A 14,145-nucleotide genomic window follows, 5' to 3' on the forward strand; every position below is an offset into this window, starting at 1 on the left:
AATGGAATATAAAAAAGACACCTATTTTACAGATAAAGGACGTGTTTCAAGTATGAAAGGAATTGGTAAATTAGCAGTTGGAGAAACGCTCGATCAACGAGCGATGATCAAGCAAGCGGTCAAAGGAATTGCAGCAAATGGGAAACCATACTTGACGCTCATCTTGACGGATAAGACAGGCGAAATCGAGACGAAGATGTGGGATACGAGTGATCTTGAAAAATATGCGCCGAAGTCGATCGTCCATGCTGCTGGAGAAGTCATGGACTATCGGGGACGGACACAACTCAAGCTCAAACAAATCACGGTCCTAGCGGAGACGAATGTCGAGGACTATGTCCAATCCGCGCCGATTCCGCGAGAGCAGATCGAGACGGAAGTACTCGCGTTCGTAGAATCGATTCAGAACAGTGATATGAAAAAGCTCGTTAAACATTTGATTACTTCACGATTCGACGCCTACTTCACGCATCCGGCAGCGGTCAAGAACCATCATGCTTTTTACTCGGGGCTGTCATACCACGTCCTTTCGATGTTGCGTCTAGCGGATCAAATCGCTCAACTCTATCCGACCTTAAACCGTGACGTGCTAATCAGTGGCATCATTCTGCACGATTATGCGAAAATCAAGGAGTTATCCGATCCGGTTGCACCGGAATATACGTTGCCTGGTAAACTCGTCGGTCATATTACGATGATGGTAGCGGAACTTGAGAAAGTCGGAGCAGAATTACAAATTGACGCAGAAGTACTGACGGTCTTGCAACATCTCGTCTTAAGTCATCACGGACGACCGGAATGGGGTTCTGCCGTCGCACCACAGATGCGCGAGGCAGAAGTTTTGTTCTTGATCGATAACCTTGATGCACGGATGACGATGATGGATCGTCTCCTTGAATATGTCGAGCCAGGACAGTTCTCGGAACGATCATTTGCACTAGATAATCGTGCTTTTTATCGTCCGAAGCTATAAGGGGGAAAAAAGATGAAGACGAAGTTGTTTGATACGGTTCAACTCGGAACGTTGACATTCCGCAATCGGGTCATCATGGCGCCGATGTGTATGTACAGTGCAAAAGAAGATGGACTCGTTACGGATTGGCATGTCACGCACTATGCAACCCGTGCAATGGGTGGTGTCGGTGGTGTCATCTTAGAAGCGAGTGCCGTCACGCCAGACGGTCGTATTTCAGCCGGTGACCTTGGGATTTGGTCAGATGCGCATATCGAAGGACTACAACGGATCGCAGAGCAAGTCAAAGCAGCGGGGGCAAAAGCAGGCATTCAACTGGCCCATGCTGGGCGCAAAAGTACGACGGCAGAACCACCCGTCGCACCGAGTGCTTTACCGTTTGATGACACATACGGTCATCCGCGAGCATTAACGCTTGAGGAAATCGCAACGATCAAACAACAGTTCATCGATGCAGCACTACGTGCGGAACGAGCAGGGTACGATTTCATTGAAATTCATGGGGCTCATGGTTATTTATTGAACACGTTCCTCTCTCCGTTATCGAATGTCCGCGATGATCAATACGGTGGATCGATTGAAAATCGGATGCGCTTGTTGCTAGAGATCATTGATGGGATTCAGGACGTCTCGAAGCTTTCGATTTGGGTCCGGATTTCAGCAGCGGATCACGCAACAGGAGGAATGACGGCAACGGACTATATTCCACTTGCAAAAGAACTAGCAGCACGTAACATCGATCTACTCGATTGCAGTTCAGGGGCTGTCGTCGCCAATGCCGTACCGGAAGTGTATCCAGGCTATCAAGTGAGCTATGCAGAAGAGTTGAAACGAGAGACAGGTATTGCAACAGGCGCGGTTGGATTGATTACGACAGCTGCCCATGCAGAAGAAATCGTCCGTAACGGTCGAGCAGATATAGTCCTGCTCGCACGTGAACTACTTCGCCAACCGTACTGGGTCTATCATGCGGCAGCCGAACTAGGAGACACGGTCGCCTTGCCGAAACAATACGAACGAGCACCGATTCGGACGGTACGCTAACTATTAATCATATGAAAAAACGACACAAAAAAGGGAAGCCCTAAAGGCTTCCTTTTTTGATTACTGCTGTTGTTGTTGCATCATCTGTTGTTGCATTTGTTGTTGTTCTTGTTTGTCTAAATCAAAAGCATCCTTGAAGTCTTTGTTTTCGATTTTAACATCGTATTCTTTCATGAGTGAACGGTAGATATCGTTCGGGTTGACTTGTGCTGCTTTTTCTTCAGCAAGTGCTTTTTTGATGCGTGATTTTTCTTTATCAAGTGTAAAGTCTTTCTTTTCTTTACGATCGACTACTTTGATGATGTGGTAACCGAACTGTGTTTTAATTGGATCGGAGATTTTACCTTCAACGCCATCCTTGAACGCATAATCTTCGAATTCCTTGACCATTTTACCTTTTGTGAAGTATCCAAGGTCTCCACCTTTTGTACCGCTACCTGTATCTGTTGATTTCTCTTTTGCGAGTTTCGCGAAGTCTGCGCCGTCATCCAATTGTTTTTTGATGTCTTTTGCTTCTGACTCTTTCGCAACGAGGATATGGCTTGCTTTAACTTCGACTTTTTCTTGGTCAAAACGCTCTTGGATTTCTTTATCTGTTACTTTTGATTTCGCAGATTTTGCTTCCGTTAAGAGCATTTGTGTGCGAAGAACTTTCTCGAATTCTTTTTCGTTCTTGATTCCAGCAGATTTCAATGTTGTACTGAACTGCTCTTTATCCGGGAACTGGTCCTTTGTCTTCTTGACTTCTGCTTCGACTTCTTTATCCGTGACTTCTTTGCCGTATTTCTTCTCAAGCAATTTGTTCATCGTTTGCTGGAAGGCGATTTGAGCACCAGCTTTTTCGTATGCTTCTTCTTGGACGTCAGCCTTGTTGACTTCGCCACCTTTGTAATTGATGACGGCTTCGTCATTTGATCCACATGCTGCTAACGTAAATACACTTGCGACTGCTGCTGCGCCTAACAATTTCTTTTTCATACATACACCCCTAATTTACCATTTATTTCAACCGTTTTATCATATCATATTCTCGTCTGGTTGACAGCTGTATCTTGTCATGCCGAGAGATACTTGCTCTTTTCCATGCTATCACATCCAAGTAGCCGGTTGAGGATAATTTTTATGGGAAATTGTGAGGGAAATAACGCTCTTGAGACATAGTAGTAATGTCCTTGTCATGAGGAAAAAAGACCTAAAAAAAGCATTCTAGCTAGAGGCTAAAACGCTTTTAGTAAGGTTATGCTTTTTTGATTGAGTCCATGACTGGATCTTGAGGGCGACGATCTGCTTCTTCTGTGATCATCTTTGATGTCTCAGCGAATATGTCCATGAAGCTGTCGCCATACAAGCGACGTACGATCGCAGAAATGTCCGTTAATTCCGGGAACTTCCCGTACAGTTCCTGAAGAGGAAGTGATGCACGGAAGACACCGTTTTCTTCAGGGCGGAACGCTTGAATCGTCTCAAGCAAGAGTGATTCGCCCTCTGGTGTCAACTGGACGTAGGTATTTCGTTTATCTGTTTCCTTTTTTGAGAACGTCAACAGTCCGCGGTCTTCTAACTTCTTCGAGAAGTTGAACGCCGTCGAGACGTGCATGACACCATACTTCGCAATCTCTGAAATCGAGGCACCGCCTAGCGCGTGCGAAATCCACAAGATATGATGTTCATTGATGTTCAGATCAAAAGGCTTGATCCAATTTTGCCAATCTTTTTCTACCGTTTTCCATAGTGCTTTGCTTAACTGGACAATCTTGTGGCTATACAACAAAGCCTCTTGTCCAGGATATAACTTTTCGTGTTCCATATCTGACTCATCCTTTCGAAAGGTGACAATGGCTCAAACGCGCAAAATGCAAACTATACAAAAACAAATCGAAGCAACGGATCTTACTTTTGTGGAGAAAGCTGGTCTGCTTCCTGTTTCGCTTCATCAGCGAGAGACTGGATCTTCGTGAGCGATGCTTGGACTTCCGTTTGGTATTCCGAGACGCTCTGCATGACTTCTTCTTTGAAGTGCATACCAGACGCTTTTGCTGTCTCTACTAAGTTCTTGCCCTCCTGGGTCAAATCCTGCACATTCGTTACGATTGTAGAATAAGAATTTCGACGTTGATGACCGTTCGAAGAGTCGCTTTTCGTACCTTGGCGAAGCGCCTTCAGACCGTAAAAAGTCACAAGTGTTAGCGTAGCACCAAAAGCGACCCAGTTACGGGCGGGACGCTTCGACATATTGAACCTCCTTTTTAATATTAAAATATTTGTTTCATATTATTTTACCGAAAATCGAATGAAAGAAACCTATTTCGGCAATATTTTTCTAAGAATAGAAGAAAAAGAACAGACTTAGATGCGAGAAGCGATCGAGTTAGCGAGTTCAGCCAATTCCTCTACCGTGTAATCGTCATTATGAACTTCCCATTTCGCGCCGAAACCGTCTTGTTTATCGTGACGCGGAATGAGGTGCAGGTGGAAGTGGGAGACCGATTGACCCGCTACTTTTCCTGTATTCGATAAGAGATTCATGCCAGCTGCCTCTGTCTCTTGTTGAAGCGCACGACTGATTTGCGGGATCGTCGCAAATACGTCTTGTGCTTGTTCAGGAGAAAGATCATACAAATTATCGGCATGTTGTTTTGGGATGACGAGCGTATGTCCTTTCGTCACTTGTGACAAATCGAGGAAGGCGAGAACTTGTTCGTTCTCGAATACGATATGACCAGGGACTTCTTTGCGAGCAATTTTACAGAAGATACATGACTCTTTTTGCATGGAACGTTCACTCCTTTGGGTAAGATAACATTAGTATACGGAAAGTTTCCGACTTCCGCACGATTGACAGTCAAATTGAACCCGATACACTTAGAAACATACAGCTACTGAAGGGAAGGAGCGAACTGCATGGCATCACGAGTAGCCTCGACGGCACAAAAAAAGCGAAAACGGCGTCTGCTCGTCGGTAGCGTTATCGTCGTCGGTCTTTTCTTATTCGTTGCCTTTTGGTTTGGGCGTAACATGCAAGAAGCGGCGAAAATGGAGAAAACAGACGAGCGTCTTGCTACCTTGTTAAAGGAAAAGGATCAGCGTGGATTCCAAAAGCTAGTCACGATGAACGATAAGTCACTACCGATGAGTGAGGCGACGCGACTCGTTAACTGGTTGACGGCTGATGCAGAGCGGACGGACCGGGTCATCGCACAAGTCAAACAGGATCAAGACGCAGGTAAGCAAGTGAAGACACATCTGTTTTCGTTACAAGAAGAGGATGGATGGCTTTGGTATGACCGGTACTCTCTCGATGTGAATCCTCAACGGTTAACCGTTTCGAGTGATCTACCGGGAACAAAGGTTTCACTAGATGGAGAAGAAGTCGGGACAATCGATCAGAAATCTCTTGAAGTCAAGCGTTCTCCTGGAGAGTACGATGTTCAAGTAAGTGCGGAACAATCAGGACAGACCGTCCAGGAATCAAAGACTGTACAACTCGGAGATGAACCGAACGCGACAGTCGACTTTAAATTAGCTGATCGGTTCAATACGACCGTTTCGAACGAATATGCAGTCGATATCAAAACGTTACTTGAGACGGAAGTGAAAGCCCGGACTGGAAAAAGTATCGATACGATGACTGGCTATCTTGGACGTTCGCGTGACTCGTTTGAGAATACGTTCGGCACGCCTGATTCGACCGTTGCCAATCGAGCGCGGTACGATGGATATGAAGTAACCTATCAGTCGGGGCAGGTGGAAGAATTGTTAATCCGATTGAATAAGACTCCGGATGAACTTGAAGCCATCGCTGGAAAACCAGAACGAAAGAAGCGAGAGCAAGTCGGTACGGTTTGGGAATATCCGTCTAGTTTTCTCGAAGGTGTGTTCGAATGGTTGAATCTGCGAGCAGAAAAACGTGTCGTCGAGCGAGAAGACGGTATGTGGTTACAATTAAAAGACTAAAAAAATCCTCGGACAGAACGTCCGAGGATTTTTGGTTATCGTTTATTCACCGCACGGAGAATGAACGATACGATGAGGATAAGAATGATAGCTCCGAGTAAAGCAGGTACGATTGCGAATCCAGCAACCATTGGACCCCAATCTCCGAATAATGCTTGACCAATCAATGCACCAACGAAACCAGCGATGATGTTACCGATAATACCACCTGGAACATCTTTACCTAAAATCAAGCTTGCTAACCAACCAATAATACCACCAACGATTAATGCCCATAAGAATCCCATTTAAAACACTCCTTTTCAATTTAAGATATATGATTACTTACGTACTGCCCGGAGAATAAGTGAGACGATGAAGATCAAGATGACTGCTCCGAGAATAGCCGGAATGACTGCGAAACCAGCGATTTTTGGTCCCATTGAACCAAAGATGGCTTGACCGATCATCGAACCGATGAAACCAGCGATAATGTTACCGATGATGCCACCCGGCACATCTTTCCCGATAATTAAACTTGCGATCCAACCGATGAGACCACCAATGATGAGTGCCCATAAGAAACCCATTTTAAAACATCTCCTCTACATATTAGTTTTACCTGTTTTCAGGCAGTTATAAACACGTGCGAAAATGAAAAAATCTGAAATCGTTCATTCTTTAAATGACTAGACAATTAGACCACTTGATAGAGAATGAATGGACGATTCATTGATTTCACTTTCAATTTACATGTAAATCGTTTTCATATATTGATGTAACGATTACACTTAGAGTAATTGCCGAAAAAACAAGTATTAAAACATTATATTTTAAAAAACTAGGCGTTAAGCTAGAAAAACGAAGCAAATCTACTTTACGATGAGCCTAAAGGGAGTGGCGAACATGTTATTAGATATCAAAGGTTTATCAGGCGGATATGGATCGAAAACCGTCCTTCATGACATTAATATCGAAGTGGATCGGGGTGAACTCGTTGGTTTAATTGGTTTAAACGGTGCTGGGAAATCGACGACTATCAAGCACATACTCGGTCTTTTGCCAGTCAAGACGGGATCAGTTCGAATCAATGGAATGGATTTAGCAACGAACGAAACCGAGTATCGTCGCCAAGTTGCATACATTCCAGAACAACCGATGTTATATGAACAACTGACATTACGGGAGCACCTTCGTCTGATGGCGCAAGGATATGATGTCGAAGAAGCGATCGCGACAGAACGCGCGCAACATTACGCTGAACGACTTCGGATGACGAAGCAACTCGAATGGTTTCCAAGTGTCTTCTCAAAAGGAATGAAACAAAAAGCGATGATCTTGTGCGCACTCGTCACAGGGAGTGAGCTGTTGATCGTCGATGAACCGTTTGTTGGACTAGATCCGCTCGCGATTCGCGAGTTATTACAGATTTTTAGTGAACTGAAACAGGATGGAAAAGGGATCTTAATGTCAACACATATCCTTGAGACAGCAGAACGGCATTGTAATCGTTTCGTACTCTTACATGAGGGTCACATTGCAGCGGAAGGGACGACAGCTGCTTTACGCGCACGATATGGACTGCAAGATGGAACGCTGGATGATCTGTACGTCGCTGCAATCGAGGAGGCGGAACGATGAGCAGCCAGTCCTTATGGAGGGAACGGTATCAGGCGGCGATGACCGAGACGGTGAAATACACAAGGTATATGGCGAATGGTGGACTATTATTCACCGTGTACTTCGTTATTTTGTACGGTTTAGTCGTATACGGTCGTTTCCTCGACCAACTCGATCCATCGTTTCCTGGTCGGTTCGTCATGGCAGCCTTGTTTCTGATTTTACCGCTCTACCGGACGAGTCGGACGTTTCTCGTTGAGGCGGACCAAGTGTTTTTGTTACCGGTATTAGCGAAGTTATCAGGGTTTATGCAACAAGTACGAGCGTACAATGCGGTCTTTGGTATCATCCGTGCCGTGATTCCATTTTTAGCTGTCGTTGTTCTCTATGTTCGAACGGAACAGACGACACCACTTGAACTTGTTTTACTTGGGGTAGCACTTGCTTTGTTCGGAGCGGCTGCGAATTTATCCAAGCTTGAAGGCATCGCACATCGGACGGTGTTGCTGTATGCGTTCGGAGCGGCGCTACTCGTCATCATCGATATGGCGTGGATGACAATCGTCGTCGCACTTCTCTTAATGGTCGTACTCCATTTGAAGCGTCAGGACCATCTTCCTCTACGCGAATGGATTGCACTTGAGCAGGAATCGCGCGATCGTTTTTACCGACTAGCAAATTGGTTCGTCGATGTACCTCATTTGACAGCAACGTATAAACGCCGTCGTCTCTTAAGTAACATGGTCGAGCGGATTCCACATCGAGCGCAAACGACATTCGATTACCTGTATGTCAAACAGTTCATCCGGAGTGGGGACGGCATCGGATTGATTGTTCGTTTGACATTGATTGGGGTCGTGTTCATGTGGTTGGCAAACGGTAACGAGTTGTTCGTTGCGCTTGCAATCCCTGCGTTTGCAGGACTTACAAGCTTTCAGCTAGCACCGTTCACGAAGGCAGTGGACCAACACCTATTGACTCGTCTATTACCGTTTGGAAATGCTGTACAGGCGAAACGGAAAATCATCCGCTTCGCAGCAATCAGTCAATGCATCGTCCTGACGCTACTTGGATTCTTCTTCAGTGGATCCCTCTATGTCGTTGGTGGGGCAGCCTTGGCGCTTGTGATTGGTGAATACTACGCTCGAAAGTAATAAACAAGAAAGAGCCTACGCGATGAATCCATCGTGTAGGCTCTTGTTCTTTACTAATTATTAATTGACACGTTCGTTTGAGAGGTCTTCTTCTTCAACCATACGTAATTCTTTGCTGACAGGAGCAGGGAGATCGTAAGAAGATTGACCATGTTCTGCAACATCCAATCCGCGGAGTTCATCTTCGCGTGTGATCCGAAGACCAATCGTAAGGTCGAGAACTTTTAAGAATGCGTAACTTAAGACGCTGACGATGACGACGGCAAAGACGACACCAAGTGCTTGAACGCCGAGTTGCGTAAAACCGCCACCATAGAAGAGACCAGCTTGTCCGATCCCTGTGATTTCAACGAGTCGTGGTGAAGCGAAGAATCCAGTTGCGAGTGTACCCCAGATACCAGCGACGCCATGAACGGAGAAGGCACATAATGGATCATCCACACGGCTTGCGAGAAGAATGCTCGTTCCATATGTGATCACACCAGCGAGGAAACCGATGACGACAGCTGCCCACGGTTCGACGAAGGCACAGGCTGCTGTGATGGCGACGAGTGCAGCTAACACGCCGTTGATGATCGAAGGGATATCTGCGACACGACGGTGCCAGAATGAGATGGCAAGAGCACCGAGGGCACCTGCTGCAGTCGCAAGTAACGTCGTCAAGGCAACGTAACTAAAGAATCCATCGGCAATCGTTAGTGTCGAACCAGCGTTGAAGCCGAACCAACATAACCAGAGGATGAAGGCACCAACGACAGAATAGATGACGTTGTGTCCAAGTAACGGTGTTTTTTCAGCACCGATTCGTTTCTTGAGCAGTAAAGCGGCAACGAGTGCGGCAATCCCACCTTGTAAGTGAACGACCGTTGATCCAGCGAAGTCTTGCATCCCGAGCGAACCAAGGAATCCACCTGCCCAAACGGAACGTGCGATGATCGGATAGATGATAGCAACGAAAAACGTTCCGAACAACAGGTAGACGGATAATTTAGCACGTTCTGCGAATCCGCCCCAAGCGATCGCGAGGGAGACAGCGACGAATGAGAGTTGGAAGAGGAACTTCACATCAATCGTGATGTTCGACCAATCAAGACTGCTGAATCCTCCTTGTAAAAAGAATCCTTCCGTTCCGATGATAGAATTGCCATCACCGAACGTCAATCCGAATCCGATGGCCCAAAAGGCGAGAGCGGCAACCGAGAAGCTGATGATTTGTTTGACGGCGACGTGCCCCGCGTTCTTCGCCCGTAACATCCCTGTTTCTAGAAGTAAGAATCCGATTTGCATCGTAAAGACGAGCAGTGCTGCGAATAAGACATAAAACGTATCGACTGAGATAGCGAGTTGTTCCAGTTTCATTGTCGTTCCTCCTTTATCCATTTAAAGTATGTGTTTACTTTAGACGGAAATACTTTCAAAGAAACGTGTTGTGTCAGAAAATCTGACATGGTATTTTTGTGGAAAGGAGTGACGAAGATGAACTACCGCGAAAAAAAGGTGATGTCGATCGGAATCGTCTGTGAATTGACCGGCTTGTCAGAACGTCAGATTCGTTACTATGAGGAACGGAAGCTAATCTTTCCAGAACGGACAAATGGAAAGACACGAAAATATTCGTTTACGGATGTCGAGCGACTCGTCGAAGTCGCGGAAAAAATCGAGGATGGCTGGCGCACGCACGAAATTCGAGAAAAAGAACGCAAGGTAACGGAACAACAACGTTCTGACTTGATTCGTGGTCAGTTGAATGCTGCATTCGGTCTTTACAAGAAACAGTGAACATTTCATGAACTGGTAACAGAACTGTCATTTTGTAAACGATTTATTGGCACAGACTTCTTAATTTCAGATATAATGTTTCTGTGTTCACAAACTTATCGTACGTTTTTTTGGGGCGTTAGAACGAGTATAAAGGGGTAGTTATGATGAAGAAATTCAATGATACGTTTTTGCGGGCGATCCGTGGCGAGCAGATTGATCACGTTCCCGTCTGGTACATGCGACAAGCAGGTCGTTATCAAGCGGAATATCGTGAAATCAAGAAGACGCGGACGCTTTTCGAGATCACACATGACTCGGAACTAGGCGCATATGTGACAGAACTACCTGTAAAACAATTAGGGGTCGATGCAGCGATTCTGTATAAAGACATCATGACGCCACTTCCATCGATGGGCGTTGACGTCGAAATCAAGAGTGGTATCGGTCCAGTCATCGCGAACCCGATTCGCACGATGGCAGATGTCGAAGCATTACAACCATTTAACCGTGAAGATATTCCATATATCTATGAAACGATTCGTTTGTTACGGGAACGACTCGAAGTACCGTTGATTGGTTTTTCCGGGGCACCATTCACGCTTGCGAGCTATATGATTGAAGGTGGTCCTTCGAAGGGATACCATAAAACGAAAGCATTGATGTATGGACAACCTGAGGTATGGCATGCCTTAATGGAGAAACTAGGTGACATGGTCATCGATTACATCAAATCACAAGTGGATGCAGGAATCCAAGCGTTCCAAATCTTTGATTCATGGGTCGGAACGACAAGCCGGAAAGATTATGTCCGTTACATCAAGCCAACGATGGAACGCATTTTCACGGAATTAAAAGATACAGGCGTGCCGATGATCATGTTCGGTGTAGGAGCGAGTCACTTGGCAGAAGAATGGCACAGTTTACCGTTAGACGTCGTCGGACTTGATTGGCGTTTGTCGATTGACGAAGCACGTGAGCGTGGACTGACGAAACCTGTCCAAGGAAACCTCGACCCGTCTTATCTGTTAGCACCATGGGATATCCTTGAAGCAAAAACGAAGGAAATTCTCGACATGGGAATGAAGCAACCAGGATTTATCTTTAACCTCGGTCACGGCATCTTCCCGGAAGTCGATCCAGAAGTATTGAAACGTTTGACTGCATTTATCCATGATTATTCGAAAGAAAAAATGGAGGTAGGAAAATGAAGACGTTAGGACTACTTGTTATGGCGTACGGTACGCCATATAAACCAGAAGATATCGAGCGTTATTATACGCACATCCGTCGCGGGCGCAAACCGTCTCCAGAAGCATTGGCAGAGTTGACGGAACGTTACGAAGCCATCGGTGGTGTCTCACCACTCGCACAAGTCACGATTGATCAGGCTGAAGAGCTACACCGTCAACTGTCTGAGAAATATGCTGGTGAAATCGAGTTCAAACTCTATCTTGGTCTGAAACACATCGAGCCATTCGTTGAGGATGCTGTCGAGCAAATGGCAAAAGACGGCATTACGGAAGCGGTCACGGTCGTTTTAGCACCTCACTATTCGACGTTCAGTATCCGTTCATACAATGGTCGTGCGAAGGAAGTCGCGGACCAACACGGTATTCGTCTCGCATCCGTCGAATCGTGGTACAAAGAAGAAGCGTTTCTCGATTGGTGGGGTAAAGAAATCCGCAAGACGTTCGACGCTTTACCAGTACCTGAAGAAAAAGCCGTTCTCGTCGTTTCAGCACACAGTCTACCTGAAAAAATCATTGCAAACGGTGATCCATACCCAGAACAATTGAAGGAAACAGCTGAATTGATCGCGCAACGTGCTGGTGTACCGCATATGATCACAGGCTGGCAATCGGCTGGACAAACGCCAGAACCATGGCTTGGACCAGATGTTCAGGATTTGACACGTGACGTCTACGAAGAAAAAGGATACGAAGCATTCGTCTATGTACCCGTTGGTTTCGTTGCCGATCACCTAGAAGTATTGTTCGATAATGATTACGAGTGTAAAGTCGTCTGCGACGAACTCGGAATTCACTATGCGCGACCTGTCATGCCAAACGCGGATCCAGCTTTCATGAAAGCTGTCACGGAAGCCGTCGCGAAACAGGTGGGTAGTTATGTCCAGTAAACGTCTCGTCATCGTGGGCGGTGGTATATCAGGACTTGCAGCCGCCTATTATGCAGAGAAGCAGTTTCCGGAGATGAACATCACGTTACTCGAGGCAGAGGGTCGTCTCGGTGGTAAGGTGGCGACATATCGGGACGAAGGATTGACGATCGAGCGGGGACCGGATTCATACGTCGCACGGAAACACGTGTTGACGGATCTCATCGAAGAGATTGGATTAGGGGAGCAACTCGTTCGCAATAACACGTCGCAAGCGTATATCTTGGATGCGCGCGGTCTCCACCCGATTCCAAAAGGTGCCGTCATGGGCATCCCGACCGATTTAGAGTTATTCGCAGAGACGTCTCTACTGACGGAAGAAGAAAAGGCAGAGGTGACAGAACGCTTGCTTCACCCTGCTCCTGATTTGACGATTCCGGAAACAGACATCCCATTAGGGGAATACCTGCGTCCGCGTCTTGGAGATGCGCTCGTCGAGAAGTTGATCGAACCGCTTCTTTCAGGCATCTATGCGGGTGATATCGACCGGATGAGTACGTTCGCGACCTATCCGCAATTCGTTGCGAATGAGCAAAAGGCTGGAAGCTTGTTCGAAGGGATGCGCCTCATGCGTCCGCTTGATCAACAACAAGGTCCGACGCTCAAAGCGACAGGTCAATTCCTATCACTTGCTACTGGACTCGAGTCTCTCGTCGAGCGTTTAGAAGAGGTGCTCGAACGGACAGAGATTCGTCTTGAGACACCGCTTCGCTCCATTGAACGGGAAGAAGACGGGCGATATCGTCTCGAAACGGATCATGGTCCAGAATATGCCGATGATATTTTGTTGACGATTCCGCATCGCCAAGTCGTGTCCCTGTTACCAGATGCGACGCTTCCAGGGCTTGCGAACCTTTCAACACACTCGACGGCGACGGTCACGTTGATTTTCGATAAGGAAACTGCGTTACCGATTGATGGAACGGGATTCATCGTCAACCGTCGGGCGCCGTATTCAATTACAGCATGCACGGCGATTGATCAAAAGTGGAATCATGCAGCACCGAATCATACCGTGCTTCGTGCCTTCGTCGGACGCCCCGGAAAAGATGCACTCGTTCGTGAATCAGACGAAGTGATTGAACGCGTCGTCTTAGAAGATCTTGAAAACATCTGTGGTCGTCCTTTGCAACCGGAGCGTGTCGTCATTAGTCGTCTCTTAGACGGCTTACCGGCCTATACGGTAGGACATGCACAGCGGATTCAAGAAGTGCGAGAAATCGTCGCTTCTCATTATCCGCACATTCATTTAGCCGGACTCGCCTATGATGGTGTTGGATTGCCAGACTGTGTAGCAGGTGTCAAAGCGACGCTTGAACAAATGGCGTTACAACAACTGGAACCTTGTCCAGAATCATGACACGCCTAAACCTTTTTGAAGCTAGCAGTGCTTCAAAAAGGTTTTTTTGTCTTCAGAAGAATGACACGGAAGGAAACGGGAATAAGAGACAGAGGAATCAAAATCGAAGAATACCGTTGAAGCG

General features: G+C 46.5%; 15 protein-coding genes and 1 pseudogene. 9 read left to right on the forward strand and 7 right to left on the reverse strand.

Going from position 1 to position 14,145, the window contains the following annotated elements:
- Nucleotides 1-52 precede the first annotated feature (52 nt).
- Both KNQ08_RS00195 and namA read left to right on the forward strand, forming a co-directional pair.
- Nucleotides 53-973, forward strand: a complete 921-nt coding sequence (locus KNQ08_RS00195; RefSeq protein ID WP_214768900.1) for an HD domain-containing protein — start codon at nt 53-55, stop codon at nt 971-973.
- Nucleotides 974-985: 12 nt separating this feature from the next.
- Nucleotides 986-2,017 carry an NADPH dehydrogenase NamA gene (namA, locus tag KNQ08_RS00200; protein ID WP_214768902.1) on the forward strand — a complete coding sequence of 344 codons (1,032 nt, stop codon included), beginning with the start codon at nt 986-988 and terminating at the stop codon, nt 2,015-2,017.
- Between the two features lie 60 nt (nt 2,018-2,077).
- Here the strand turns inward: namA and KNQ08_RS00205 are convergent, their stop codons facing one another.
- The 4 genes and pseudogenes from KNQ08_RS00205 to KNQ08_RS00220 form a co-directional block, all read right to left on the reverse strand.
- The gene (locus tag KNQ08_RS00205; protein WP_050677713.1) at nt 2,078-2,995 is read right to left on the reverse strand and encodes a peptidylprolyl isomerase; all 918 of its coding nucleotides are present in this window, start codon (nt 2,993-2,995) and stop codon (nt 2,078-2,080) included.
- A gap of 259 nt (nt 2,996-3,254) precedes the next feature.
- Entirely contained in the window at nt 3,255-3,824 is a 570-nt protein-coding gene (locus tag KNQ08_RS00210) for an HTH-type transcriptional regulator Hpr (protein WP_023467344.1), read from the reverse strand.
- Nucleotides 3,825-3,907: 83 nt separating this feature from the next.
- On the reverse strand, nt 3,908-4,249 hold the full coding sequence (locus KNQ08_RS00215; RefSeq protein ID WP_023467345.1) for a hypothetical protein: 342 nt from the start codon (nt 4,247-4,249) through the stop codon (nt 3,908-3,910).
- Nucleotides 4,250-4,363: 114 nt separating this feature from the next.
- Nucleotides 4,364-4,792: pseudogene (locus KNQ08_RS00220) on the reverse strand (HIT family protein); the annotation flags it as partial.
- A gap of 126 nt (nt 4,793-4,918) precedes the next feature.
- Here KNQ08_RS00220 and KNQ08_RS00225 point away from each other — a divergent pair.
- Nucleotides 4,919-5,971 carry a TcaA second domain-containing protein gene (locus KNQ08_RS00225; RefSeq protein ID WP_064300384.1) on the forward strand — a complete coding sequence of 351 codons (1,053 nt, stop codon included), beginning with the start codon at nt 4,919-4,921 and terminating at the stop codon, nt 5,969-5,971.
- 35 nt (nt 5,972-6,006) lie between these two features.
- Here KNQ08_RS00225 and KNQ08_RS00230 read toward each other — a convergent pair whose 3' ends face one another.
- Together KNQ08_RS00230 and KNQ08_RS00235 are read right to left on the reverse strand one after the other, a co-directional pair.
- The gene (locus tag KNQ08_RS00230) at nt 6,007-6,258 is read right to left on the reverse strand and encodes a GlsB/YeaQ/YmgE family stress response membrane protein (protein WP_029340936.1); all 252 of its coding nucleotides are present in this window, start codon (nt 6,256-6,258) and stop codon (nt 6,007-6,009) included.
- Between the two features lie 33 nt (nt 6,259-6,291).
- Nucleotides 6,292-6,540 (reverse strand): GlsB/YeaQ/YmgE family stress response membrane protein, encoded by a 249-nt coding sequence (locus tag KNQ08_RS00235; protein ID WP_023467349.1) that lies wholly within the window; start codon nt 6,538-6,540, stop codon nt 6,292-6,294.
- 316 nt (nt 6,541-6,856) lie between these two features.
- Here KNQ08_RS00235 and KNQ08_RS00240 point away from each other — a divergent pair, with 316 nt between their 5' ends.
- Together KNQ08_RS00240 and KNQ08_RS00245 are read left to right on the forward strand one after the other, a co-directional pair.
- A complete protein-coding gene (locus KNQ08_RS00240) occupies nt 6,857-7,591 on the forward strand; it encodes an ABC transporter ATP-binding protein (RefSeq protein WP_133207904.1) in 735 nt (244 codons plus the stop codon).
- Nucleotides 7,588-8,724 carry an ABC transporter permease gene (locus tag KNQ08_RS00245; protein WP_214768906.1) on the forward strand — a complete coding sequence of 379 codons (1,137 nt, stop codon included), beginning with the start codon at nt 7,588-7,590 and terminating at the stop codon, nt 8,722-8,724. Before KNQ08_RS00240 ends, KNQ08_RS00245 begins: the two co-directional genes overlap by 4 nt.
- A gap of 60 nt (nt 8,725-8,784) precedes the next feature.
- On the opposite strand, the gene KNQ08_RS00250 is transcribed toward KNQ08_RS00245, so the two are convergent.
- Nucleotides 8,785-10,083 (reverse strand): ammonium transporter, encoded by a 1,299-nt coding sequence (locus KNQ08_RS00250; protein ID WP_023467352.1) that lies wholly within the window; start codon nt 10,081-10,083, stop codon nt 8,785-8,787.
- A gap of 117 nt (nt 10,084-10,200) precedes the next feature.
- On the opposite strand from KNQ08_RS00250, the gene KNQ08_RS00255 reads away from it, so the two are divergent.
- From KNQ08_RS00255 to hemG, 4 genes are all read left to right on the forward strand, one after another.
- Nucleotides 10,201-10,503, forward strand: coding sequence for a MerR family transcriptional regulator (locus KNQ08_RS00255; RefSeq protein WP_023467353.1), 303 nt, complete (start codon nt 10,201-10,203; stop codon nt 10,501-10,503).
- 143 nt (nt 10,504-10,646) lie between these two features.
- Nucleotides 10,647-11,693: a uroporphyrinogen decarboxylase gene (gene hemE / locus KNQ08_RS00260; RefSeq protein ID WP_023467354.1), complete on the forward strand. Its 1,047-nt coding sequence runs from the start codon at nt 10,647-10,649 to the stop codon at nt 11,691-11,693.
- Nucleotides 11,690-12,622 (forward strand): ferrochelatase, encoded by a 933-nt coding sequence (gene hemH, locus KNQ08_RS00265; protein ID WP_023467355.1) that lies wholly within the window; start codon nt 11,690-11,692, stop codon nt 12,620-12,622. The genes hemE and hemH overlap by 4 nt, the downstream gene beginning before the upstream one ends.
- On the forward strand, nt 12,612-14,021 hold the full coding sequence (gene hemG, locus KNQ08_RS00270) for a protoporphyrinogen oxidase (RefSeq protein WP_214768908.1): 1,410 nt from the start codon (nt 12,612-12,614) through the stop codon (nt 14,019-14,021). Before hemH ends, hemG begins: the two co-directional genes overlap by 11 nt.
- Nucleotides 14,022-14,145 lie beyond the last annotated feature (124 nt).

The organism is Exiguobacterium sp. s46 (assembly GCF_018618875.1).
Lineage (GTDB): Bacteria > Bacillota > Bacilli > Exiguobacteriales > Exiguobacteriaceae > Exiguobacterium_A > Exiguobacterium_A abrahamii.

Excerpts from the sequence above, each read along its gene's own strand:
- KNQ08_RS00195 (WP_214768900.1), top strand. The coding sequence starts at position 53 with ATGAAAGGAATTGGTAAATTAGCAGTTGGAGAAACGCTCGATCAACGA.
- namA (WP_214768902.1), top strand. The coding sequence starts at position 986 with ATGAAGACGAAGTTGTTTGATACGGTTCAACTCGGAACGTTGACATTC.
- KNQ08_RS00205 (WP_050677713.1), bottom strand. The coding sequence starts at position 2,995 with ATGAAAAAGAAATTGTTAGGCGCAGCAGCAGTCGCAAGTGTATTTACG.
- KNQ08_RS00210 (WP_023467344.1), bottom strand. The coding sequence starts at position 3,824 with ATGGAACACGAAAAGTTATATCCTGGACAAGAGGCTTTGTTGTATAGC.
- KNQ08_RS00215 (WP_023467345.1), bottom strand. The coding sequence starts at position 4,249 with ATGTCGAAGCGTCCCGCCCGTAACTGGGTCGCTTTTGGTGCTACGCTA.
- KNQ08_RS00225 (WP_064300384.1), top strand. The coding sequence starts at position 4,919 with ATGGCATCACGAGTAGCCTCGACGGCACAAAAAAAGCGAAAACGGCGT.
- KNQ08_RS00230 (WP_029340936.1), bottom strand. The coding sequence starts at position 6,258 with ATGGGATTCTTATGGGCATTAATCGTTGGTGGTATTATTGGTTGGTTA.
- KNQ08_RS00235 (WP_023467349.1), bottom strand. The coding sequence starts at position 6,540 with ATGGGTTTCTTATGGGCACTCATCATTGGTGGTCTCATCGGTTGGATC.
- KNQ08_RS00240 (WP_133207904.1), top strand. The coding sequence starts at position 6,857 with ATGTTATTAGATATCAAAGGTTTATCAGGCGGATATGGATCGAAAACC.
- KNQ08_RS00245 (WP_214768906.1), top strand. The coding sequence starts at position 7,588 with ATGAGCAGCCAGTCCTTATGGAGGGAACGGTATCAGGCGGCGATGACC.
- KNQ08_RS00250 (WP_023467352.1), bottom strand. The coding sequence starts at position 10,083 with ATGAAACTGGAACAACTCGCTATCTCAGTCGATACGTTTTATGTCTTA.
- KNQ08_RS00255 (WP_023467353.1), top strand. The coding sequence starts at position 10,201 with ATGAACTACCGCGAAAAAAAGGTGATGTCGATCGGAATCGTCTGTGAA.
- hemE (WP_023467354.1), top strand. The coding sequence starts at position 10,647 with ATGATGAAGAAATTCAATGATACGTTTTTGCGGGCGATCCGTGGCGAG.
- hemH (WP_023467355.1), top strand. The coding sequence starts at position 11,690 with ATGAAGACGTTAGGACTACTTGTTATGGCGTACGGTACGCCATATAAA.
- hemG (WP_214768908.1), top strand. The coding sequence starts at position 12,612 with ATGTCCAGTAAACGTCTCGTCATCGTGGGCGGTGGTATATCAGGACTT.